Genomic DNA, 24396 nt, shown 5'->3' on the forward strand with positions numbered 1-24396 from the left:
TAACATGTGCAACGAAGGGAATGTCGCAGAAGCCGTAAGGCAGATAGAAAAAAGGCTAGCATCGAGTGCTAGCCAAACATAAAAGTTAGGAAGGGTGTTGCTTTTCCTCTAGGCTAACGTCATCGACGTTAGCCCGAGAAATATTATGCGGAAAGCATGAGTGAATCTGCTTTCGCTTCTAAGTTTGAGTTACCCATTAAGAAGTCATCAATGGCAATTGCACATTCACGACCTTCATTAATACAACGTACAACCAGAGATTGGCCAGTACGCATATCACCAGCAGCGAAAACGCCTTTCTGGTTAGTTGCAAAACCTTCAGAAGCGACGTTACCGCGCTCGTCCAGTTTAATGTCTAGTTGAGCAAGCACGCCTGTTGGCTCTGGGTGTAAGAAGCCCATTGCAAGGAATGCCATGTCACATGGAATAACACGTTCAGAGTTCGCTACTTCATCAAAGCCTGGACGTTCGCCTGGTTTTGCGTCTTGCCAAACGATGTCAGCAATACGAAGCCCAGTTACATTACCGTTGTCGTCAGAGATGAACTCTTTAGTTAGGATATTCCAATGACGTTCACAACCTTCTTCGTGAGAAGTGGTGGTTTTCATGATCATTGGGTATTGAGGCCAAGGCATATTTGCAGGGCGTTTCTCTGGTGGGATCGGCATGATCTCAACTTGAGTAATGCTTGCTGCTTTATGACGGTTTGATGTGCCTACACAGTCAGAGCCCGTATCACCACCACCGATAACCACAATGTGCTTATCTTTAGCGTGAAGCTCTTCTGTCTTAAGATCTAAGTCGTTGGCACGGCGATTATTTTGACCAAGGAATTCCATGGCAAAATGAACGCCTTTAAGCTCACGACCTGGGATTGGTAAGTCACGTGGAACCGTAGACCCACCCGTTAGCAATACCACATCAAATTCTTGACGTAATTGTTGAGCATTAACATCAACACCGATGTGTTGGTTCACTTTAAACTCAACACCAGCTTCAGCCATTAGGTTGATCTTACGATCAATCACGTCCATACCCAGTTTGAAATCTGGGATACCGAAGCGCAGTAGACCACCCACTTTCTCGTCACGTTCAAATACCGTTACCGAGTGACCCGCACTGTTTAGTTGCTCAGCGGCGGCGAGGCCTGCAGGGCCTGAACCGATAACTGCGACTGTTTTACCTGTGCGAGAACGTGGTGTTTTAGGCTTTGCGTACCCTTCACGGTACGCAGTTTCTACAATCGTTTTCTCTATATTACAGATAGTGATTGGGTCTTGGTTGATACCAAGAACACACGCACTTTCACAAGGAGCTGGGCAAACACGACCTGTAAACTCAGGGAAGTTGTTGGTAGAGCTTAGAATGTTCCAAGCTTCTTCCCAACTGTCGCGATAAACAGCGTCATTGAATTCCGGAATGATGTTACCAATCGGACAGCCGTTGTGACAGAAAGGTACGCCACAGTCCATACAACGAGAGGCTTGAGTATTGATCTTTTCACCAAACTCTTCGTTAAGTACGAACTCTTTGTTGTCTTCAATTCGAACTGACGGGTCGAGCTTTTTTGGAAGCTCACGACCGTGTTCTAAAAATCCAGTAGGCTTACCCATTATACTGCCTCCACTTCTTCCGTTTGTGCTTGTTGTGCTTCAGCTTTACGCTTTTGAAGAACCGCTTTGTAGTCGCGAGGCATTACTTTAACTAGTGATGCAACACTTGCTTCAAAGTTGTCTAAGAAAGACTGAGCAACTTCACTTCCTGTGAATTCAACATGCTTAGTTAGCATATCTAGTAGAAGATCTTTATCTTCTTGTTCAATTGGATCTAGGTCTACAAGTTCTGCGTTGAGTTTGGTTTCGAAGTCGCCTGCTTTATCCCAAACATAAGCGACACCGCCACTCATACCTGCCGCAAAGTTACGACCTGTTGAACCAAGGATAATTGCTGCGCCACCTGTCATGTATTCACAACCGTGGTCACCAACACCCTCAACAACAACCTTCGCACCAGAGTTACGAACACAGAAACGTTCGCCAGCCATGCCGCGAATGAAAGATTCACCTGAAGTCGCACCGTAGAAACATACGTTACCGACCACGATATTATCTTCCGCGACGATAGTAGATTTCGCATCTGGGTACAGTACCAAAGTACCGCCAGATAGACCTTTACCCCAGTAATCGTTCGCGTCGCCTTCTACTTCGAACTTAACGCCTTTCGCAAGGAACGCTCCGAACGATTGACCTGCACTACCGTGGAATTTAACGTTCATTGGCTGTGGTAAACCTTGGTCTTTGTAAACCTTCGAGATCTCGTTCGACAGCATCGTGCCTGCTGAACGGTCCGTGTTGATGATAGGGAACTGAGCGGTAACCGCTTCACCTTTCTCAAGCGCTGGGATTGCAGCCTGAATCAACTTACGGTCTAGAACGTCTTCAAGATTATGATTCTGTGTTGTCTGGTTGTAGATACCATCTTCTGCACGAGCCTGCTCAATGTGCAGTACCGGTGTTAGATCTAGGTTCTTGTACTTCCAGTGACCGATGTCATCACGAACTTTAAGTTTGTGCGATTGACCAACCATCTCATCGATAGAGCGGAAGCCAAGTTCAGCCATTACTTCACGTAGACCTTCAGCCATGTATTGGAAGAACGTTACTACGTCTTCTACGCGGCCGTCGAAACGCTCACGAAGAGTTTTGTTCTGTGTTGCGATACCAACAGGACATGTATTCTTGTGACACTTACGCATCATGATACAGCCTTCAACAACTAGAGCAGCTGTTGCTACGCCCCATTCTTCAGCGCCAAGTAACGTTGCAACTGCAAGGTCACGTGGTGTTTTCATCTGGCCATCAGACTGAACAACGATACGGTTACGTAGGCCGTTTTTCAGTAGTGTTTGGTGCGTTTCCGCTAGACCCAGTTCCCAAGGCAGACCTGTGTGACGGATAGAAGACATCGGAGATGCACCCGTACCACCATCAAAACCTGCGATAAGTACCACGTCAGCTTTCGCTTTTGCTACACCCGATGCAATCGTACCTACGCCAGCTTCTGATACTAGCTTCACGTTGACACGGCCGTTACGGTTCGCGTTTTTCAGATCGTAGATCAGCTGAGCCAAATCTTCGATTGAGTAGATATCGTGGTGTGGCGGTGGAGAGATAAGACCTACGCCCGGAGTCGAGTGACGCGTTGCGCCGATCCAGTCATCAACCTTATCACCAGGTAGTTGACCACCTTCGCCAGGTTTCGCACCTTGAGCCATCTTGATTTGCAGCTCATCAGCGTTAGATAGGTAGTAAGACGTTACACCAAAGCGACCAGAAGCCACCTGTTTGATTGCTGAACGTTCCCAGTCGCCATTTTCTTTACGCTCGAAACGTGCTGGATCTTCACCACCTTCACCTGAGTTTGATTTCGCGCCAATGCGGTTCATCGCGACAGCCAGTGTTGAGTGAGCCTCATGCGAGATTGAACCAAAGCTCATTGCGCCTGTTGCGAAACGTTTAAGGATCTTCTCAATAGGTTCTACTTCCGCTAGAGGAATAGAGCCTGCTGGGTTCTTGATGAAATCAAGTTGGCTACGTAGTGTTGCTGCGTTGTCACCTTGAGCATCAACGGCGTTCGCGTACTTCTTGAATTGACCGTAATCTTTGTTACGCGTCGATTCTTGAAGTAGAGAAATGGTTTCTGGGTTGAATAAGTGCTTCTCACCACGTTGTTTCCACTGGTAAACACCGCCAACATCAAGAACTTGAGCTGGGATTTCACGAGCAGGGTAACCAACACGGTGACGAACCAGTACTTCTCTTGCGATATCGTCGATCGTTAGACCTTGGATACGAGAAACAGTACCAGTGAAGTATTTTTCAACCACTGATTTGCTAACACCAAGTGCTTCAAAGATTTGAGCGCCGTGGTAAGACTGCAGCGTAGAGATACCCATCTTAGAGAAGATCTTCAGTAGACCGCCGTTGACACCTTTACGGTAGTTATCAAATAACTCACGTGGGTGTACGTTTGGATCTAGCTTCTTAGTACGTTGCAGTTCAACAATCGTTTCGATAACTAGGTATGGGTTAACTGCGTTTGCACCGTAACCGATAAGCGTTGCAAAGTGGTGTGTTTCACGAGCGTCGCCCGTTTCAACTACGATGTCACACTTAGCTCTTAAGCCCTTGCGGATTAGATGGTGATGAACAGCGCCAACCGCCAGCATTGCTGGGATAGCAGCGTGGTTTGAGTTAACCGCACGGTCAGTCAGTAGAATGATAGAGTAACCATCAATAACTGCATCTTCCGCATATTGGCAGATACGTTTGAGTGCGCGCTCTAACTTACCTTGGTCGCCATTTGCTTGGAATACGATATCCAGCGTCTTCGATTGAAGGTGCTCGTTATCGATTGCACGCAGTTTCTCTAACTCTGAGTTAGAAAGAACAGGAGACTCAAGTTCCACTTTTTGACAGTGTTCAGGTGTTTCAGCAAGTAGGTTCTGATCTTTACCTAGGTAAGTGTTCAGAGACATAACCATACGCTCACGAATCGGGTCGATCGGCGGGTTAGTTACTTGTGCAAACAACTGCTTAAAGTAGTTTGAAAGGTGCTGCGATTGATGAGAAAGAATCGCTAGCGGCCAGTCAGCACCCATTGCAGAAAGTGGCTCGTAGCCTGTTTTTGCAAGAGGGAGAATGATTTCGTTTACTTCTTCAGAGCTCACACCAAACGATTGCTGTTTGTGTAGCAGCTTCTCTGGAGAAGGTTGGTTAAATTCGTTGCTCGCATCGGGTAGCTTTTTCAAGCTCAGAAGGTTCTCTTCAACCCATTTTTCGTAGGGTTGCGATTTAGCGATGCCGTCTTTCACTTCTTCATCAGAAATGATGCGGCCTTGCTCAAGGTCAGCAACGAAGATACGACCAGGCTGTAGACGACCACGGTATTCAACGTTTTCTGGTGCGATTTCAACTACGCCAGATTCAGACGCCATTACTAGGAAGTCGTCTTTAGTTACTGTGTATCGAGAAGGACGCAGACCGTTACGGTCAAGCGTTGCACCAACTTGAACACCATCGGTGAAACATACTGATGCCGGGCCATCCCATGGTTCCATTACGTTCGCGTGGTACTGGTAGAACGCGCGACGAGTTGGATCCATGTTTTTGTTTTCTTGCCATGCTTCAGGGATCATCATCATCAATGCATGCGGCAGAGTACGACCTGAAAGAACAAGTAGCTCAAGCGCCATATCGAAGTTTGATGAATCCGAGCTACCTTCCTGACAGATAGGCAGTAGCATGTCGATTTCAGCTTGTGTAAACAGATCCGATTCTAGGATTGCTTCACGTGCTTTCATCCAGTTTAGATTGCCGCGAACCGTATTGATTTCGCCATTATGCGCAATGTAACGGAAAGGCTGAGCTAGACGCCAACGTGGGAATGTATTGGTAGAAAAACGAGAGTGTACAAGTGCTAGAGCTGTCACCATGGTTGGGTTTTGCAGATCTAGGAAGTACTGAGGAACTTGTTCTGTTGTTAGCTGACCTTTGTACACCAATGTCTTGTAAGACATAGAGTTGATGTAGAAGTCATCACCAATATTTGACACGCTTTCTAGGCATACACGAACCGTATAGTTACGTAGAACATACAGTTTGCGTTCAAGCTCTTCTGGTGTAGTACCAGGGCCGCCAGAGATAAATACGTGCTCAAATTGAGGTTCAGTGCTTAGTGGGTCAGCACCAATCATTGAATTGTCAGTTGGAAGTTCACGGTAGCCGACAACTTCTAACTCAAGGCGTTGTGCATTGCGTTCTAGAATGTCACGACACTGTGCACGTTTGTGTTCATTTTTAGGGAAAAGTACAACACCAACACCATATTTTTCAAAAGATGGCAGTTTAATTCCAAGCTTTACGGCTTCTTCTAGTAAGAATTCGTGCGGCTTCTGAAGCAGGATACCTGCACCATCACCAGAACACGGATCGCAGCCTTGGCCGCCACGGTGTTCCATACGTGCAAGCATATCGAGTGCTTGAGTTACTACATCATGAGATTTGCGATTCTTTAGATGCGCAACAAAACCGATACCACAAGCGTCATGCTCCAATTCAGGAGTATACAGACCCTGTGAGTTCTGCTCTTGATCTACCATAGATACATCCTTCCAGTTAAATCTAGGCGCAACTTATTTGTATTAAGTTAGCCTTGTCCTTTTATATTTATGGGTCTAAACCTGCCTATGCTGGCGGTTTGAATCCTTTCCGTATCTCGCAGGAAAAGTATTGCGAGAAAAACAATCCTTAGTGATATCCGTTTATTTTTAGCCACAAACTAGTGGTTTATATAGGTGGGATATGGGTATCACCGACTTATTAGCAAGTTTTCGATGTAAGTAAATACTCAAAAACAGCCAATATGTGTAAGTATCCTACAATTTTGTCTAGGCGAATTGCAATGAAAGTTGACCCCTGTAGACCATTTTTTTCGTTTTATTTTGAATTTAATGTCCAACAAATGTGCAACATTAGGCAAATAGAGCCGATTTTTTGCATGTTTATTGATATTTGATAGGTTGCTCGCAAAAAGCCTTGCGTAAACTAATTGGTCGAATTTTGCAGGGATGTAATTTTTTTTCAAAAAAAGACTGATATTCATTCTTATTTACTGAGAACTTTGAAAATATGCAATTACACGAGTTGGTTAATACTATCGGCCAAGATCTTCAGCGTCGTTATGGTGAGAAGGTTCATAAACTGACGCTTCATGGTGGTTTTAGCTGCCCAAATCGAGACGGCACAATCGGTCGCGGTGGATGCACTTTCTGTAATGTGGCGTCTTTTTCCGACGAACAAACTCAAATTCAAAGTATTGCTGATCAGTTAAAAGATCGTGCGGGTGAGATTGCCCGTGCCAAGAAATACCTTGCTTACTTTCAGGCATACACTAGCACTTATGCTGAAGTGCAGGTGCTCAAGAATATGTACGAAGAAGCCCTTAAAGCACCAGGTGCTAATATTGTTGGCCTTTGTGTTGGAACAAGACCAGACTGCGTGCCTGATTCTGTATTGGATCTGCTGGCGGGTTACGTGAAGCAAGGCTATGAGATTTGGCTAGAACTTGGCCTACAAACGGCCAATGACAAAACCCTTAAGCGAATTAACCGTGGCCACGATTTTGCTGTGTATGAAACGATCACTCAGCGCGCTCGCGCTTTGGGGATTAAGATATGTACCCACCTTATTGTCGGCCTGCCAAAAGAAACCAAAGCGGATAACCTTGAAACTTTAGACAAGGTATTGGCTGTTGGCACTGACGGTATTAAGCTGCACGGCCTTCATATAGTAGAGGGCAGCACCATGGCTAAGGCGTGGAAGGCCGGAAAGCTAGAAGCACCAAGCCTTGAGGAATATATTGATATCGCGACAGAGGTGATTCAACGCACTCCTGCAAACGTGGTTTATCACCGAGTTTCTTCTGCAGCGAGACGTCCGACGTTGCTTTCTCCTTTGTGGTGTGAGAACCGTTGGTTGGCGATGACTGAGATTGGTCGTTCGCTTGATAAAACTGGTGCACAAGGCATCAAAACTGGCTCTGCATTCGAGTACACACTGCCCGTTTTAAACGCAGCTAATTGATAGATAATTGTGACTGTAGGTAACAGCAGATAAAACCAACAAATAGTGGTAACATTTCCCTCACAGATTTTATGGTATAGATTGAGAGTAAATGGAACTGGTAATGACTTGGTTGTGGGACAGGGCGTATGGCTACGGTATTTATATCGTTGTTGTATTGCTGATTGCTCTCATCTGCTGGCATCTCTATTCACGTTATCAGTCGCATCTTGAAAAACTTCTACTCGCTACTCCATCGCCACTCTACTTTGTGGATGTTCGAAGTGGAGAAATCTTATATGCCAATCGCCAAGCTATGCAGCTGCTTGGTATTCGCCAAATTGGCGTTAATTTTCGATTCCCTACCGTTGAAAGCGAGAATAGCTTTCGTCATTACTTAACCAACCACATCAACTCTCGAGCATTTGAGCAGGTCTCCCTGTGGGCGCTTTCTGAATTTGAGTCCTTTAAGATCAACTTGGTGGGCCGCAGAATCCGGTTTAGAAGCAAGAAAACGTGGATGATTCACGCATCACCGTATAAAAATACGGATGAAGAGGTGTCCCAAGAAGTTCGTGAGCTTAATGTCGCACGTACCGCTTTGGATTCTTTATCTGAGCTGATCTATGTAAAAGATCAAAAGGGTGAGTTGGTGACGAGTAATCGCTCGTTTAAAAAGTTTTGGCACGGTCGTCCAGAAGAGGGCACTTTGAGTGTTTCTGGTGGGGTTTTAAAAGGTCGAGTCAGTGAACGTTCGTGGACAACAGACCAAGATGGTAAGGGTTGTTTGCTTGAAACTTACCAAAGTGTGTTGCTCTCACAAGATGGTTCAACTATAGGAACGCTCTCTATTAGCCATGATGTGACCGATTGGCACGACATGCAGCAAAAGCTGCGCGGCGAAATGGAAAAGCGAAAAGATACCGAAGTCGCACTTGCTCAACGTGACACCATTCTCCAAAATATCTTGGAAGCGAGCCCTGACTCGATTGGCATCTTCAATGAAAACATGGTTTACCAAGCGTGTAATAAGCCATTTGTGGCAGCTCTGGGTATCTCTGAAGTGAGTGATTTAGTGGGTAAACGCCTGCAAGATGTGGTGCCTAATAGTATATATATGCGCATTTCAGACACCGATCACCAAGTGCTTCATCACGGTAAGTCATTACGCTATATCGATAAAGTCGTCTCTAGTGATGGCGAATACACTTGGTATGATGTGGTGAAATCACCGTTTAGGGATCTGGCATCAAGCACTAATGGTGTTTTGATCATGGCGCGTGATATTACAGAACGTTACCTTGCAGAGCAGAAGCTTGAAGAAGCTAACCTTGAGCTTGAGCGTCTTAGCTTTATGGATAGCCTGACTCAGGTTTCCAACCGCCGTCGTTTTGATGAGCAGCTTTCGACGCTGTGGCATTATCATGTGCGTGAGAAATTACCACTGACAATTATGCTGTGTGACATCGATTTCTTTAAAGGTTACAACGATTTTTACGGACATCAACAAGGTGATGACGCTCTGATCCAAGTCTCTCAGGCATTTAAACAGGTGCTTAACCGTTCATCGGATTGTGTGGCTCGTTACGGCGGCGAAGAGTTCGGTTTTATTCTACCGAATACCACGGCCGAAGGTGCTCAGCTGGTGGCACAGCGTATCCATGATGGGATCCTTAAATTGGAGTTGGCGCATGAGAAATCGAATGTCTCTGAATTCATTACTGTGAGTATTGGTATTATCTCTTACATTCCGACACCTGATGATGAAATGGAGTCGGCGGTTGCCTTGGCTGACAGTGCGTTGTATCAAGCTAAATCCGATGGTCGAAACCGTTCGATGGTGCATCCTTCCTCAATTCGATAAACGCATTTATCTCTTGTTTACCCTCTATTTATCTCACTTATCTGTTTTAAACAATATAACTGCAGCTCTCTTGCTGCGTGTGATGTAGCTAGCTTACCTCCTCTCTTTAAACAGGGTAGAATATTGCTAGTCTTATCGCATGGAGCGTTAAATGAAACCCATGAAAAATCTCGCCCAGTATTACGTGGATTTACTCGTAAAACTGGGGATTGTCCGCTTTTCTATCTTACTCGCCTTAGCGCTTGTAGCCCTCGCAGTTGTTGTGCAAGTCGGTATTACCCTTGCACTCAAAGGTAATGTTGATGATATCGACATTGTCCGTTCGGTTTTCTTCGGTTTAGTGATCACGCCTTGGGCGGTTTACTTCCTATCAGTGGTTGTTGATCAGCTGGAAGAGTCTCGTCAAAGGTTGGCGAAACTGGTCTCTAAGCTTGGTGACATGCGAGAGCGAGATCAAGAACTCAACAACAAACTGCAACTCAATATCGAGAAGCTCAATCAAGAAATTGAAGAGCGAGAAAAAGCGGAAGAAGCACGTGCAGAAGCAATGCACGATCTCGAAAATGAGGTGTTCCAGCGTGAGCGAACTCAGCTTGAATTAGCAGAGCGTACAGCACTGCTACGCTCGTTTATCGATGCCTCTCCTGATCTTATTTACTATCGTAATGAAGATGGTGTGTTCTCTGGTTGTAACCGTGCAGTTGAAGAGCTTACTGGCAAGACAGAAAAAGATCTCGTTGGCTTAACGCCTTGGGATGTTTATAGCAAAGAGATCGCTCAACAAGTGGTTGAAACCGATAAGAAGGTATTTGCTGACAACCAAGCGCTGACTTATGACCAATGGCTAGAGTACCCTGATGGTCGTAAGAGCTACTTCGAACTGCGTAAAGTGCCTTTCTACAGTAAAGATGGTCGCCACTTGGGCTTGGTCGGTTTTGGCCGTGATATTACCGAGCGTAAAGAGCACCAAGAGTCATTGGAGAAAGCCAGTCGTGATAAGACCACCTTTATCTCAACCATTAGCCACGAGTTAAGAACGCCACTCAATGGCATCATCGGCTTGAGTCGTATGTTGTTGGATAGCCAACTGACGACCGAGCAGCGCAAGCAGATGCAAACTATCAAGGTGAGTGCGGTGACATTGGGTAACATCTTTAACGATATTATCGATATGGATAAATTTGATCGTCGTAAGCTTGAGTTATTTCCAACGCCACTCAACTTTGAAGATTTCGTTGTCGAAATCGAGAGTATTTCTGCGTTAATGGCAGAGCAAAAAGGGTTAAGGTTTGATCTTGAAAGGTTATCGGATCTTCCTGCTGCAGTCGAAGTGGATGGGACTCGTCTTAGACAGGTACTGTGGAATCTTGTTAGCAACGCCATGAAGTTCACCAAAGATGGTGGTGTGGTGATGACGGTCAGCGCCGAAATTGATGGTGACTTTGCCAATATCACGATGGAAATAGAAGACACCGGTATTGGTATTCCTGAAAGCGAAATCGACAAGATTTTTGCGATGTACTATCAGGTGAAATCGGGCACAGACAATCTACACGCTGTCGGCACTGGTATTGGTCTTGCCGTGTCCAAGCAGTTGATCAACATGATGGATGGCGATATCGATGTCACTAGTGAAGAGGGCTTTGGTAGCACCTTTACGGTTTCAATTCGAGTGCCTGTTAATCACGACACTCAGGCTCTGATAAAAACGCCAAGAAAGCAGTCTAACCTTAAGATCTTCATGGTCGAAGATATTGAGCTTAATATCACAGTAGCTCGCTCTCTACTTGAAAGCCTTGGTCATGAAGTGACGGTGGTGATGACAGGTAAAGAGGCGCAGATCGCTTTCACCCCAGAAGACTATGACTTGGTATTACTGGATATCCAGTTGCCTGACATGACAGGTTTCGACATTGCTCAATACTACCGCGAGAAGTACAGCCAGTTACCGCCTTTGGTCGCATTAACGGCGAACGTGTTAAACAATAAGCAAGAGTATTTCCAAAAAGGCATGGACGAAGCGATCAGTAAACCACTGTCGGTTCGTGCTATCCAGGATGTCATCAGCGAGTTGATCGAGGATGCCCCGGAGGTTATTGAGAAAGCCGAAGGTATTGATACAGCAAAGGATGTTGAGAAAGTAGCAGGTGTTGATAAAGTCATAGGTGCTGAGAAAGTAACAGCGAGTATGCCTGCGCTTTCAACGATTGATACCACTCTGCTTGATATTGATATGCTAGAGTCTTATATCGACATTGTTGGAGCGAAACCGGTTTTGGATAGCATCGTGATGTTTGAAGATATGATGCCGGGGTATATGGAAATATTGAATTCCAACATGGTCGCGAAAGATCAAGCCAGTATCGTTTCTGAAGCGCATAAAATTAAAGGTGCGGCAGGTTCAATTGGCCTAAAGCGCATACAGCAAGTTGCTCAGAAAGCTCAATCTCCAGATATGCCTGCATGGTGGGAGAACATTTCAGATTGGGTCGATGAAATAAATAACGAATACCAGAATGATATTGAAGTCTTAAAGAGTTGGTTAAATCAAAGGTAGAAGAGTAATGAAAAAATTAGCATTCGCCGCATGTGTAGTGGCATTAGCAGGTTGTTCTGCCCCACAAGTAGAATGGCAGCAAGATAACCAAGTAGAAGTCTCTGCAGCGACAGTTACAATGAAAAGCAATTTGTGGCACAACAAGATGCCAACGATTGGAGAGGCTCAAGATAAGACTCTGCATGGCTCTATCTACCTAGAGTCTGACTCACAATTACCAGCAACACTTGCGGTTGAGAGTGTGACGGTTAAACAGGGTGCAGACACTTTGTTGGTAACGGCTGACGATCTTGATTTAAGAACACACAATGAAACTCAGTGGGAAGTCGCTTTTGTATGGCAGCTAGAGATCGACAGTGATAAGCCTATTGATGTTGCGATTGAACTCAAAGATGGCGAAACCGTGAAGTGGTTAGTCGAGAGAGACGTTAAGGTTGATACGGTTTACTAAAACCTTAGCGATCAATGAACAATAAAAAAGGGAGAATGCTTTGGCATTCTCCCTTTTTAGTAACTATTGATGACGTTTCAGCTGCTAGCACTGCTAACTAGTTAGAAGTGCTAACTTACTAGAATAACTCAGCGGTCAGAAACTCAATCGAATTAGTCTTCTAGGTCACCACAAAAGCGGTAGCCTTCACCGTGAATCGTTGCGATGATTTCTGGCGTACCAGAAACAGATTCAAAGTGCTTACGAATACGACGGATTGTTACGTCTACAGTACGATCGTGTGGCTTAAGCTCACGGCCGGTCATCTTCTTAAGAAGGTCTGCACGTGTTTGGATCTTACCTGGGTTCTCACAGAAGTGAAGTAGAGCACGGAACTCTGAACGAGGTAGCTTGTAGCCTTCGCCATCTGGGCTAACCAGAGAACGACTGTTGATGTCTAGTACCCAACCGTTGAACTCGTACTTCTCAACGCTACGTTTTTCTTCTTGAACAGAGCTTGTGCTCATTGAACGGTTAAGAAGGTTACGTGCACGAATAGTCAGTTCACGAGGGTTGAAAGGCTTAGTGATGTAGTCATCAGCGCCGATCTCTAGGCCAAGGATCTTATCAACTTCATTATCACGACCCGTTAAGAACATAAGCGCTACATTTGCTTGCTCACGTAGTTCACGCGCAAGTAGTAGGCCATTCTTACCTGGAAGGTTGATGTCCATAATTACAAGGTTAACTTGGTTATCAGATAGCACTTGGTGCATCTCTTCACCGTCGCTAGCCTCAAAAACAGCATATCCCTCTGCTTCAAAAATACTCTTTAGAGTGTTACGAGTTACTTGCTCATCTTCAACGATAAGAATCTGCGGGGTTTGCATTTGGCGGTACCTAAATTTGTGACGAAACTGTGCTAATAGAATAAATTCTAGGCAAAAACATAACATACAGGTAATGTATTTTTGATGATAACTTAAAGTTTTCAAAAAAACACTTACTTCCAGCTATCTGCCTTCCTTGAAGTATTGCCCAATAACGTAGATCCAGTACGCCTTTCAATCATTCTGTTAGTGATTGCAATGGATTCTATAATGTTAACAGCATGCTAACAACGCGAGAATGTTAATTCCATTCACTTTGTTGATTTACATCAATTGCCGTATCGCAACAAACTTTAATAGTATGGCTACAACTTAACCAGTGTTATGGTGATTATTTAGCAGTAAAACCAGAATGATTATTCGAGATAGTTCTCACATCTCGCCTGCTAACAGACCCGATTATGAACCAAGGAAGAGAATAGCTGTCCTTAGAGTCTAGTAGATAAATATGCTCATTCAACTTTTGTTCAGTAATAAATTGAGCATAGAACAATGAAAACAAAGGATTAATTTTAATAACATATAAAAGCATAGAGGCTCGCTTGACCTAATAGGTAGCGCCTTACTCACGGAGGATATATGCACGATATAACACCCGACTTGTGTGATGAGTTTGAAAGCAAAGTCACATTACTGAACCTACCATTGCAGAACTTCGGTCAACGTGGTGCGTTCTTTGGAAAAATTGTAACAGTTCGTTGTTATCACGATAATTCCAAGGTTCGCGAGGTTTTAGAGACTGATGGCACTGGCAAAGTGCTTGTTGTCGATGGCAATGGCTCGTGCCAGAGAGCGCTGCTTGGTGATCAGCTGGCGATTCTAGCTATAGAAAACGGTTGGGAAGGCGTAATTGTGAATGGTGCGGTTCGTGATGTAGCGATGATGGCGCAGATGGAGCTGGGTATTCAAGCGCTTGGAGCATCACCATTTAAAACCGAGAAGCACGATGTTGGGCAGGTTAATGTCACCCTCACGATACATAATCAACTTATTCAGCCTGGTGACTATATATATGCTGATTGGAATGGTGTGTTAATTTCAACGGAATTGTTGATTGAATCGTAACAGACTTATCCAATTGAGAAGTAAGATAGATTAGAAGCGAAACCCTAATCCCACTTCAACACCTTGTTGCCACTCTTCATAATCAAGGGTGGCATGCAAATCTAGATTGTCGGTTAGTTGTACTCGGCTTGAAACCTCTGCGGCGACCGACTTTTCACGGTCCTCAGTCTCATCTTTATACGTGTGCAGAGAGCTGTTGAAAGAGACTCTCTCTGAGAATTGATAGCTGACACCACTCAAGAACCCACTCTCATATTTTAGTGAATCACTATTGATACGTGTACCAACATAAAGATCAACATCAGCAAACAGACTATAAGAGTAGCCACTATCGACTTTCCAGGTGTCAAAGCTTTCACTTGATGCATTTTGTGTGGAGATAAAAAACTTATGGGCAGAACGATCGATTTGACTGGGTAGTAAAGGCAAATTGTTTAGCAGAGGTAGGCTGTTCGCTGAACAAACAACAGGCGTAACAAAGGCTAAAAGAATAAGTAATCTCTTCACTTCCCACTCCTGATGTCATTATTATTGTTCTTCGAACGTTATCGTTCAATTAAAGCACAAGATCTATACGTTCGCTGCACAATCGATATAGCAATTTGTTATGGCTATATATGCAATTAGTTAACTTTGTTGTACTGATATCAAACCCAACCTTTGAATTGTAGGCTTATAGCCGCTGTTTTATTCCTGAAATGGCGGTTTGCTCTGAAAAATGGTGTGAATGTAAAAAAAAATCAACTTTTCATTGACGTGTAGTGCTAAAAATTGATACACGTAGAGTAAAGCACAAGCAGAGAATTTGATATGCAGCACGTAAGCCACCTAGTAATGACCACCACCATTATTATTACCGACATTCACATTGTTGGGGCAGGCTGCTAAGTAACGGATTTTAAAAAAAAGGCCTGTATCCAACAAGATACAGGCCTTTTTTTGTACCATTTTTATGACTTATGGAGAAAGGGATGCGCGTTTTAAAGTTTGGAGGTTCATCATTAGCTGATGCAGATCGTTTTTTACGAGCGGCTGATATCATCGCTAATAATGCCCAGCAAGAAGAGCTAGCCGTTGTACTATCGGCTCCAGGAAAAACAACCAATAAGTTGGTCGCTGTTATTGAAGCTGCACTAAAAAATGGTGAAGCTGACGTACAAATTACAGAGATTGAATCATCGTTCACGGATCTTTTTACAGAGATTCAAGCAGCATTACCGGCTGTTGATGGTTCGGCGTTTCAAGAGCAGGTTGATACCTCTCTTGCTCAGCTTAAGCAGTTCGTGAATGGTATTAACCTATTGGGTATGTGCCCGAACCACGTAAACGCACGCATCATTAGTAAAGGTGAGCGAATTTCAATTCAGTTGATGAAAGCGGTACTTGAAGCGAAAGGTCAACCTGCAAGCCTGATTGACCCAGTTCAATACCTATACGCTAAAGGTGACCACCTTGAAGCCATGGTTGATGTGGATGTTTCTACTCAGAACTTCCGTCAATCACCGCTTCCACAAGGTCACGTGAACATCATGCCGGGCTTTACGGCTGGTAATGAAAAAGGTGAGTTAGTCACGCTTGGTCGTAACGGTTCTGATTACTCAGCAGCGGTTCTCGCAGCATGTCTACGCGCTGATTGCTGTGAGATCTGGACAGATGTAGACGGCGTTTACAACTGTGACCCGCGTTTAGTGGATGATGCTCGCCTTCTAAAATCACTAAGCTATCAAGAAGCGATGGAGCTTTCTTACTTTGGTGCCTCGGTTCTACACCCGAAGACCATCGCGCCTATCGCACAGTTCCATATTCCTTGCCTGATCAAAAACAGCTTTAACCCACAAGGTGCGGGTACTTTGATTGGCCAAGACACTGGTGAAGATAACTTAGCAATTAAAGGCATCACTACGCTAAGCGATCTAACGATGGTTAACGTATCAGGCCCAGGCATGAAGGGAATGGTAGGTATGGCGAGTCGCGTATTCGGCGCGATGTCTTCTGCCGGCGTTTCTATTGTCCTAATTACTCAATCGTCTTCAGAGTACAGCATCAGCTTCTGTATTGAATCTGCTGATAAAGTGAAAGCGAAGCAAGTGCTATCAGATGCGTTTGAACTTGAGCTGAAAGATGGCCTGTTAGAGCCTGTTGAGTTCATGGACGATGTCGCGATTGTTACGCTAGTGGGTGACGGTATGCGTACTTCACGTGGCGTGGCGTCTCAGTTCTTCTCTTCTTTAGCTGAAGTGAACGTCAACATCGTTGCTATCGCGCAAGGTTCTTCTGAACGTGCGATCTCTGCGGTTATCCCTGAAGATAAAATCTCTGAAGCGATCAAAGCGTGTCACGAGAACCTATTTAACTCTAAGCACTTCCTTGATGTATTCGTTGTTGGTGTTGGTGGTGTGGGTGGTGAGCTTGTTGACCAGATCCAGCGTCAACAAGGCAAATTGGCTGAAAAAGGCATCGTGATTCGCGTATGTGGTTTAGCGAACAGCAAAGGCTTGTTGCTCGATAGCGATGGTCTGCCGCTAGAGCAGTGGCGTGATCGCATGTCGAGCGCGACAGAAGAGTTTAGCTTAGCGCGCTTGAATGCACTTGTTCAACGTAACCACATTATCAATCCAGTATTGGTTGACTGTACGTCTAGCGAAGGCATTGCGTCGCAATACGCTGATTTCCTAGCGGCTGGTTTCCATGTGGTAACACCAAATAAGAAAGCAAATACAGCGAGCATGGCTTACTACCATCAGCTTCGTGAGGTTGCACGTAACTCTCGTCGTAAGCTGATGTACGAAACAACAGTAGGCGCAGGTCTACCGGTAATCGAAAACCTACAGAACCTAATCTCTGCAGGTGATGAACTTGAGAAGTTCAACGGCATTCTTTCTGGTTCACTGTCTTACATCTTCGGCAAGCTTGATGAAGGTATGACGTTAAGCCAAGCAACCAATATTGCAAAAGATAACGGCTTTACTGAGCCTGATCCTCGTGATGATTTATCAGGTATGGATGTCGCACGTAAACTGCTTATCCTTGCTCGTGAGGCGGGCATGGCGCTTGAACTTGAAGATGTTGAAGTTGACCAAGCATTGCCACCTGGTTTTGATGATTCAGGTACCGTTGATGAGTTCATGACTCGCTTGCCAGAAGCGGATGCATATTTTAAAGAGCAGTCAGCTATCGCAGCAGAAGAAGGCAAAGTACTTCGTTATGTTGGTGAGATCGCTGAAGGTAAATGTAAGGTTCGTATCGCAGCGGTTGATGGCGATGACCCAATGTTTAAGATTAAAGATGGCGAGAACGCTCTGGCATTCTACAGCCGTTACTACCAGCCAATTCCACTCGTTTTGCGTGGCTACGGTGCAGGTACTGAAGTTACAGCAGCAGGCGTATTCTCTGATGTGATGCGTACTCTTGGTTGGAAATTAGGAGTTTAGGAATGAGTTCAAGTGATATGGATGTTGTCGTTTATGCTCCTGCATCAATCGGTAATGTCAGTGTAGGTTTTGATGTACTGGGGGCCGCTGTGTCTCCAGTGGATGGTACATTACTTGGTGATCGAGTAATGGTGAAAGCCGGTGATGAACCTTTCTCACTAAAAACAGCAGGCAGCTTTGTTTCTAAGCTGCCAACTGAAACCAAAGAAAATATTGTCTACGACTGCTGGGTTGTGTTCTCTCGCGAGTTAGACAAAAAAGGTATCTCAGTTAAGCCTTTAGAAATGACACTAGAAAAGAACATGCCTATTGGTTCTGGTTTAGGTTCAAGTGCCTGTTCAATTGTCGCGGCACTGGATGCTTTAAACCGTTTTCATGGTCAACCACTGAATGAGACTGAACTGCTTGCTCTAATGGGCGAAATGGAAGGTAAGATTTCAGGCGGTATCCACTACGATAACGTTGCACCCTGTTACCTTGGTGGTGTGCAATTAATGCTGGAAGAGTTAGGCATCATTAGCCAAGAAGTACCGTGTTTTGATGACTGGTTCTGGGTAATGGCGTATCCGGGTATTAAGGTTTCAACGGCTGAAGCGCGAGAGATTTTGCCTTCTCAGTATCGCCGTCAAGATGTCATTGCTCATGGTCGTCATTTAGCAGGTTTCATCCATGCTTGCCACTCTGGTCAGCCGGAGCTAGCCGCTAAGATGATCAAAGACGTGATTGCTGAACCATATCGTGAGAAACTGCTTCCAGGGTTTGCTGATGCTCGCAAATATGCAACGTCCGCAGGAGCATTGGCTACTGGAATTTCTGGTAGCGGCCCTACGCTATTTAGCATTTGCAAAGAACAAGATGTCGCCGAGCGTGTTGCACGCTGGTTAGAACAAAATTACGTACAAAATGAAGAAGGATTCGTCCACGTTTGTCGTTTAGATAAGCAAGGTTCGATCGTTACAGGAAGTGAGTTATGAAGCTGTACAACATCAAAGAAAATGACGAGCAAGTCTCTTTTGGCCAAGCCGTTCGTCAAGGCCTAGGCCGTAATCAAGGTCTATTTTTCCCATCTGAACTGCCAAAGTTTGATGACATCGATGCGCTGCTAGCAGAGGACTTTGTCCCTCGTAGTTCAAAGATTCTTTCGGCTTTAATCGGCGATGAGTTACCAAAAGAACAGGTTGAACAATTGGTGGATGCGGCGTTCCAATTCCCTGCACCTATCAAGCAAGTAAAAGACGGTGTTTACGCACTTGAGCTTTTCCATGGTCCAACACTCGCGTTTAAAGATTTTGGCGGCCGCTTTATGGCTCAATCTTTAGCTGCTGTTTCTGATGGAGGCCAAATCACTATCTTAACGGCAACATCCGGTGATACTGGTGCGGCGGTTGCGCATGCTTTCTATGGTATGGAAGACATCAATGTTGTGATCCTTTACCCGAAAGGCAAGATCAGTCCACTGCAAGAAAAGCTGTTCTGTACGCTAGGTAAAAATATCCACACTGTGGCGATTGATGGCGATTTTGATGCGTGTCAGGCGCTAGTGAAAGACGCATTTGACGATGCTGAATTGCGTAAAGAGATTGGCCTTAACTCGGCAAATTCAATCAACATCAGCCGTTTGATGGCTCAGATCTGTTACTACTTTGAAGCGGCTTCTCAGCTAACCAAAGAGCAACGTGAGAACCTTGTTATCTCAGTACCAAGTGGTAACTTTGGTAACCTAACGGCAGGCCTTTTGGCTAAAGCTCTAGGGTTACCTGTGAAACGCTTCATCGCAGCAACTAACGAAAACGATACGGTTCCTCGTTACCTTGAAACAGGTCAATGGGATCCAAAACCAACGGTTGCAACAACATCGAACGCGATGGATGTGAGCCAACCAAACAACTGGCCACGTATCGAAGAGTTGTGCCAACTGAAAGGTTGGGGGCTGGATACTTTGGGCAAAGGTAAAGTATCTGATGAGCAGAGTGCTGAATCAGTACGCGATCTAAAAGCTCAAGGTTACCTGTGTGAACCTCATGGTGCGATTGCTTACCGTCTACTAGAGGAGCAATTGCAAGAGAATGAAACTGGCTTGTTCCTGTGTACAGCACACCCAGCGAAATTCAAAGAAGTGGTTGATGACATTCTAGGTACGGATATTGAACTGCCAGGCCCGTTAGCAAAACACGCGGCGATGGAGTTGTTATCTGAAGATCTTGATAATGATTTTGAAGCGCTAAAAGTAGTGCTTCGTCGAGTTCAACCGTAACGCACATCTGTATTGTTGAATAAATAAAAACGGCGCTCAATGAGCGCCGTTTTTGTATTCTAGTCTGAGTTCTAAAAGATTATAGAGACTCAGTGAACGTACGTGCGATAACGTCACGTTGCTGTTCAGTCGTTAGAGAGTTGAAGCGTACAGCGTAACCCGATACACGGATAGTTAGCTGTGGGTACTTTTCTGGGTGAGCAACAGCGTCTTCTAGCGTTTCACGCTTAAGAACGTTAACGTTTAAGTGTTGACCGCCTTCGATGCGTGGTGCTGCTTCGATTGCAACTTCACGGCTTTCGTAGTCGCCTAGGTCTGCAGCTGAGATAACTTGGTCAGCTTCGAAACCTGCAGTAGCAACAACACAACGAGCTTCATTCTTTTCGTTGTCTAGTAGCCAGATTGAGTTTAGTAGGTCATCGTTTGCTGCTTTAGTAATTTGAATACCTTGGATCATAACTATCTCCTAGTCCACTGAATGTGGTTTGATTATGGTGTTAACTTTCGATTTTTGTTGAGCTGGGTAATATATACCTAATATCCGTAAGGTTAACATTGATTTAAGTCAAAAAACAACCAAAAACCATATTTTTACAAAGGTGATTATATTGAGGTAAATCAATAAAACCTTTGAAAACAAACTAATTACAAAATATTTTAAAGTATAAAAAATATTTAACAGTAATATTTGTTGTAAATTTACTACATTTGTTGTGTTTTTATTGAACTACAACTGATACGACCCTTTATTTATTAAGCATTCTGAAAGTGTAAAGTGATTTAATGACAAACAATAATTCATCCTCAAAACCGGAAACAAATATTAAGTTTATTGGCGCTCATGTGTCGGCTGCAGGCGGCGTTGATCAGGCGCCTATGCGTGCGCGTGAAATTGGCGCCAATGCGTTCGCACTGTTTACCAAGAACCAGAGACAATGGGCGGCAAAGCCGCTAGAAGCGAAAACCATCAGCGCCTTTAAAGCCAATTGCAAAATGTTGGGCTTCGGTGCTGAGCACATTCTTCCCCATGACTCCTATCTTATTAATCTAGGAGCACCGGAAGAAGAGAAGCTAGAGAAATCACGAGCGGCTTTTATTGATGAAATGGAGCGTTGTAATCAACTTGGATTAACGCTTTTGAATTTTCATCCTGGGAGTCATTTAAAGAAAATCTCAGAAAGTGAATGTTTGGCGAAGATCGCCGAGTCTATCAATTTGGCTCATCGAGCGGTGCCTGATGTGATAGCGGTGATCGAGAATACGTCAGGGCAGGGCACTAACCTTGGTTGGAAGTTTGAGCACTTAGCTGAAATTATCGAGCAGGTAGAAGATAAGTCGCGTGTCGGTGTGTGTTTAGACACTTGCCATACGTTTACGGCCGGTTATGACCTACGGACAAAAGAAGCGTGCGAGCATACTTTTACTGAGTTCGACCGCATTGTGGGCATGCACTATCTAAGAGCAATGCACATCAATGATTCAAAAGCTGAGTTTGCAAGCCGTGTAGATCGACACCATTCTTTAGGAAAAGGCGAAATAGGCTGGGATTGTTTTGAGTATATAGCCTCTGATTCTCGCTTTAATGGTATCCCTCTCATTTTAGAAACCATTGATTCGACTATTTGGAAAGAGGAAATTCAACAACTTAGGATGTTTCATCGCTCAGCAACGCTAGCGAGCGAAGAAGCGTAATAATAGAGGGAATCATTAATTTCCTTCTACTCCTAAAATTGGCACCTTTCTTTCATAGTATTAAAGTGAATATGTAGTTCACGATGTCTTAGAGGAGGTGCCTTTATGTATTCACAAGCCCAAACTTCAACTGTTTCTGCTGCTCGCCGTTTACCGACCCCAAACCGTCATGTGCATAACCACGGTCACCACCGTACACAGCAGAAAAGTGGTTAATCGAGATAAACACAACTTGAACTGATTATTATTATTCATCAACAAGTGAACCCTACACATCATGTTTATTGATAGCTGTATGAGGTATAACTAGAGCCTTATTTAGGGCAGTTAGCCGATACAGCTATTTTTTTGTCTGGCGAAAGGCCATAGAAACCTTGATGATTGGGAAGTAAAACGATGAGCGCACCAAAGACTTGGGAATCCATTATTAATGATGAACGTGAGAAAGCGTACTTTCAAAGTGTTCTCGCTTTTGTCGAACAGCAACGTAATAGTGGGAAAACCATCTACCCTCCTCAAGAGCAAGTGTTCAGTGCTTTCGATATGACCCCTTTCGAGTCCGTGCGAGTGGTTGTTTTAGGTCAAGACCCTTATCACGGTGTCAGCCAAGCTCACGGCTTAGCGTTCTCTGTGCTTCCTGGCGTGAAAATCCCACCTTCGCTGCGTAATATGTACAAGGAACTTGCACAAGATATCGAAGGCTTTGAGATCCCGAGTCATGGCTACCTCGATTCTTGGGCATCTCAAGGGGTGTTGATGTTGAACACTGTCCTTACAGTAGAAGAGGCAAAAGCACACTCACATGCTAAGTGTGGTTGGGAAACCTTTACCGATGCCATCATTGCTGAGTTAAATCAGCGTTCTGAGCCGATCATCTTCTTACTCTGGGGCGCGCATGCCCAAAAGAAAGGCCAAGCCATTGATGCAGACAAGCACCACGTGTTGACTGCTCCTCATCCATCGCCATTATCCGCCCATCGTGGCTTCTTCGGTTGTCAGCATTTCTCAACCACTAATAAGCTGCTTTCTTCTATGGATCAACAACCTATCGATTGGCGGCTACCAACAGAATTGTAGATTGATGGTTTTCTGAGCAGGGTCAAACCATAAAGAAGCATCTTCGTATACACTTGTAAATAGTAGGTGTAATGGAGTGCAATACTATGATGATTGAAAGGATAAGACGAGAGCATGGCTATATGGCTCGTTTGCTCGCGATACTCAACAATAAGTTAGAGCATCTAAAACAAGAGCGAGAAATAAACTATAGCCTGATCGCAGAGGTGGTTCATTATCTCATGAACCATTCAGATAAGGTGCATCACCCGAAAGAAGACGTCATTTATCGTTACTACCTTAAGCAATATGGCAGTGATCAAGTGATTGAAGACTTAGAACTGGAGCATCAGTTGCTTTCTGAGAAAACGGCTGACTTTCTAGGTGTGCTCGACATGATTCTCCAAGATGCGGTTGTGCCTCAACAGGTTTTTATTGAACAGCTCGAAGCCTTTGTCAAAGCGCAGCGAAAACACATGGAATATGAAGAGAAGCATGTATTGCCAATGATTGTTGAGACTTTTACTGTTAAAGATTGGCAAGAGGTTGAATCGCAATGGCTCCAACCGGAAGACGACCCTGTCTTTGGAGACACTATCGCCGATCAATATCGCCAACTAGCTGCGCGAGTACGTCAAAACGAAAAAGAGTGTGTATAGCGAATAGGTTAGCTTGCTAGAAATAGAGTGGTTTAGCACGCTAGTTTTAGCATTGCTTCTGTGTATTTAGCGTTGCTTCTATATATTTAGCGTCGCTTCTATAAATTTAGCATTGCTTCTATATATAAAGAACAACGCACAAATTATAGGTAAAATAGAGATGAAAAAGGCACCGTTATCGGTGCCTTTCTTAGGTCTGCAGTGTTCAATATTGATGGTTGCCTAACTGATTAGAGCTTTGTATCGTCAAGACTAAAATCGAGACCTAGATTCATCTCTCTCAGTTCTCTCTCAAGCTGTCTACGATCGTTGATGGCCTCGATTTCACGCCATTTACGTTTGAGTGGTTTAGAGCGAGTTTTTTGAGTTACACGAGGCATTTCTAGTTCTGATATTTCATCAAATTGAAAGTTGTCCATAAGCTATATCTCCATCCGTGGGCTAGTCTTTACAGACTATTAGATACCATATTTGGTTCTACAATAACCTTGATTTGTTTCTCATTTGTTTCAAATTAATGAAAGTTTTGTTTGTGTTTCCTATGCATGCTCACACATTACTCTTTATTTTCTGTATAAAAAACAAGCAAACAGACTAACGTAAACGATTAAATTACGCGTGCTTTAATGTTAATTCATTGTGCGAAAGGAATAGTGCTTTAACGACAATGCATACAGCTGCGTATTATGTGATGAGGGATAGGGATTTAATCGCTGTAGAAAAAATTACAGATCTTCACTGTACCTTGTAAAACCTAGGCTGACGTCATTTTTATAGGATGTCGTTCTTGTTATGGTGGAGCCTTGGTTGTTGTTGATATTATGTCCCGACAATGTGACTTTTATTGGGCTTTATTGTTGAAAATTGTGTTAACAA

At 44.3% G+C, this 24396-nt stretch carries 17 protein-coding genes and 1 other annotated feature; of the genes, 11 read left to right on the top strand and 6 right to left on the bottom strand.

Annotated elements, in window-relative coordinates; translation table 11 throughout:
* Positions 1-143 precede the first annotated feature (143 nt).
* Positions 144-1613 (bottom strand): glutamate synthase subunit beta, encoded by a 1470-nt coding sequence (locus BCU75_RS02600; RefSeq protein WP_076673880.1) that lies wholly within the window; start codon positions 1611-1613, stop codon positions 144-146.
* A complete protein-coding gene (gene gltB, locus BCU75_RS02605; protein WP_102472855.1) occupies positions 1613-6160 on the bottom strand; it encodes a glutamate synthase large subunit in 4548 nt (1515 codons plus the stop codon). Before gltB ends, BCU75_RS02600 begins: the two co-directional genes overlap by 1 nt.
* Before the next feature lie 529 nt (positions 6161-6689).
* Between gltB and BCU75_RS02610 the strand changes: the two genes are divergently transcribed.
* From BCU75_RS02610 to BCU75_RS02625, 4 genes are all read left to right on the top strand, one after another.
* Positions 6690-7643, top strand: coding sequence for a TIGR01212 family radical SAM protein (locus tag BCU75_RS02610; RefSeq protein ID WP_076673876.1), 954 nt, complete (start codon positions 6690-6692; stop codon positions 7641-7643).
* A gap of 91 nt (positions 7644-7734) precedes the next feature.
* On the top strand, positions 7735-9486 hold the full coding sequence (locus BCU75_RS02615; protein WP_076673874.1) for a sensor domain-containing diguanylate cyclase: 1752 nt from the start codon (positions 7735-7737) through the stop codon (positions 9484-9486).
* A gap of 151 nt (positions 9487-9637) precedes the next feature.
* Complete coding sequence (gene arcB / locus BCU75_RS02620; protein WP_076673872.1) at positions 9638-12043, top strand: aerobic respiration two-component sensor histidine kinase ArcB; 2406 nt, start codon at positions 9638-9640, stop codon at positions 12041-12043.
* Between the two features lie 7 nt (positions 12044-12050).
* Positions 12051-12494, top strand: coding sequence for a hypothetical protein (locus BCU75_RS02625; RefSeq protein ID WP_076673870.1), 444 nt, complete (start codon positions 12051-12053; stop codon positions 12492-12494).
* Between the two features lie 152 nt (positions 12495-12646).
* Here the strand turns inward: BCU75_RS02625 and arcA are convergent, their stop codons facing one another.
* Complete coding sequence (arcA, locus tag BCU75_RS02630; protein WP_004741534.1) at positions 12647-13363, bottom strand: two-component system response regulator ArcA; 717 nt, start codon at positions 13361-13363, stop codon at positions 12647-12649.
* A gap of 579 nt (positions 13364-13942) precedes the next feature.
* Here arcA and BCU75_RS02640 point away from each other — a divergent pair.
* Complete coding sequence (locus BCU75_RS02640; RefSeq protein ID WP_076673866.1) at positions 13943-14428, top strand: putative 4-hydroxy-4-methyl-2-oxoglutarate aldolase; 486 nt, start codon at positions 13943-13945, stop codon at positions 14426-14428.
* Positions 14429-14458: 30 nt separating this feature from the next.
* Here the strand turns inward: BCU75_RS02640 and BCU75_RS02645 are convergent, their stop codons facing one another.
* Positions 14459-14935: a ribonuclease regulator gene (locus BCU75_RS02645; protein WP_076673864.1), complete on the bottom strand. Its 477-nt coding sequence runs from the start codon at positions 14933-14935 to the stop codon at positions 14459-14461.
* A gap of 316 nt (positions 14936-15251) precedes the next feature.
* Positions 15252-15370, top strand: a sequence feature (Thr leader region).
* 29 nt (positions 15371-15399) lie between these two features.
* On the opposite strand from BCU75_RS02645, the gene thrA reads away from it, so the two are divergent.
* Genes thrA through thrC form a run of 3 tightly spaced genes read left to right on the top strand, consistent with a single transcriptional unit; the run spans position 15400 to position 20113 of the window.
* Positions 15400-17859 (top strand): bifunctional aspartate kinase/homoserine dehydrogenase I, encoded by a 2460-nt coding sequence (thrA, locus tag BCU75_RS02650; RefSeq protein ID WP_102472856.1) that lies wholly within the window; start codon positions 15400-15402, stop codon positions 17857-17859.
* Between the two features lie 17 nt (positions 17860-17876).
* Positions 17877-18833, top strand: coding sequence for a homoserine kinase (gene thrB / locus BCU75_RS02655; protein ID WP_076673992.1), 957 nt, complete (start codon positions 17877-17879; stop codon positions 18831-18833).
* Entirely contained in the window at positions 18830-20113 is a 1284-nt protein-coding gene (gene thrC / locus BCU75_RS02660) for a threonine synthase (RefSeq protein ID WP_076673860.1), read from the top strand. Before thrB ends, thrC begins: the two co-directional genes overlap by 4 nt.
* 79 nt (positions 20114-20192) lie before the next feature.
* On the opposite strand, the gene grcA is transcribed toward thrC, so the two are convergent.
* The gene (grcA, locus tag BCU75_RS02665) at positions 20193-20570 is read right to left on the bottom strand and encodes an autonomous glycyl radical cofactor GrcA (protein ID WP_102464869.1); all 378 of its coding nucleotides are present in this window, start codon (positions 20568-20570) and stop codon (positions 20193-20195) included.
* Between the two features lie 326 nt (positions 20571-20896).
* Here grcA and nfo point away from each other — a divergent pair, with 326 nt between their 5' ends.
* The 3 genes from nfo (at position 20897) to BCU75_RS02680 (ending at position 23520) form a co-directional block, all read left to right on the top strand.
* Positions 20897-21805: a deoxyribonuclease IV gene (gene nfo / locus BCU75_RS02670; RefSeq protein ID WP_102472857.1), complete on the top strand. Its 909-nt coding sequence runs from the start codon at positions 20897-20899 to the stop codon at positions 21803-21805.
* Between the two features lie 396 nt (positions 21806-22201).
* Entirely contained in the window at positions 22202-22882 is a 681-nt protein-coding gene (ung, locus tag BCU75_RS02675) for a uracil-DNA glycosylase (RefSeq protein WP_102472858.1), read from the top strand.
* Positions 22883-22968: 86 nt separating this feature from the next.
* Positions 22969-23520: a hemerythrin domain-containing protein gene (locus BCU75_RS02680; protein WP_076673852.1), complete on the top strand. Its 552-nt coding sequence runs from the start codon at positions 22969-22971 to the stop codon at positions 23518-23520.
* Between the two features lie 230 nt (positions 23521-23750).
* On the opposite strand, the gene BCU75_RS02685 is transcribed toward BCU75_RS02680, so the two are convergent.
* Positions 23751-23939: a DUF3545 family protein gene (locus BCU75_RS02685; protein WP_076673850.1), complete on the bottom strand. Its 189-nt coding sequence runs from the start codon at positions 23937-23939 to the stop codon at positions 23751-23753.
* Positions 23940-24396 lie beyond the last annotated feature (457 nt).

Source organism: Vibrio splendidus, from assembly GCF_002873455.1.
Taxonomy (GTDB): domain Bacteria; phylum Pseudomonadota; class Gammaproteobacteria; order Enterobacterales; family Vibrionaceae; genus Vibrio; species Vibrio splendidus_J.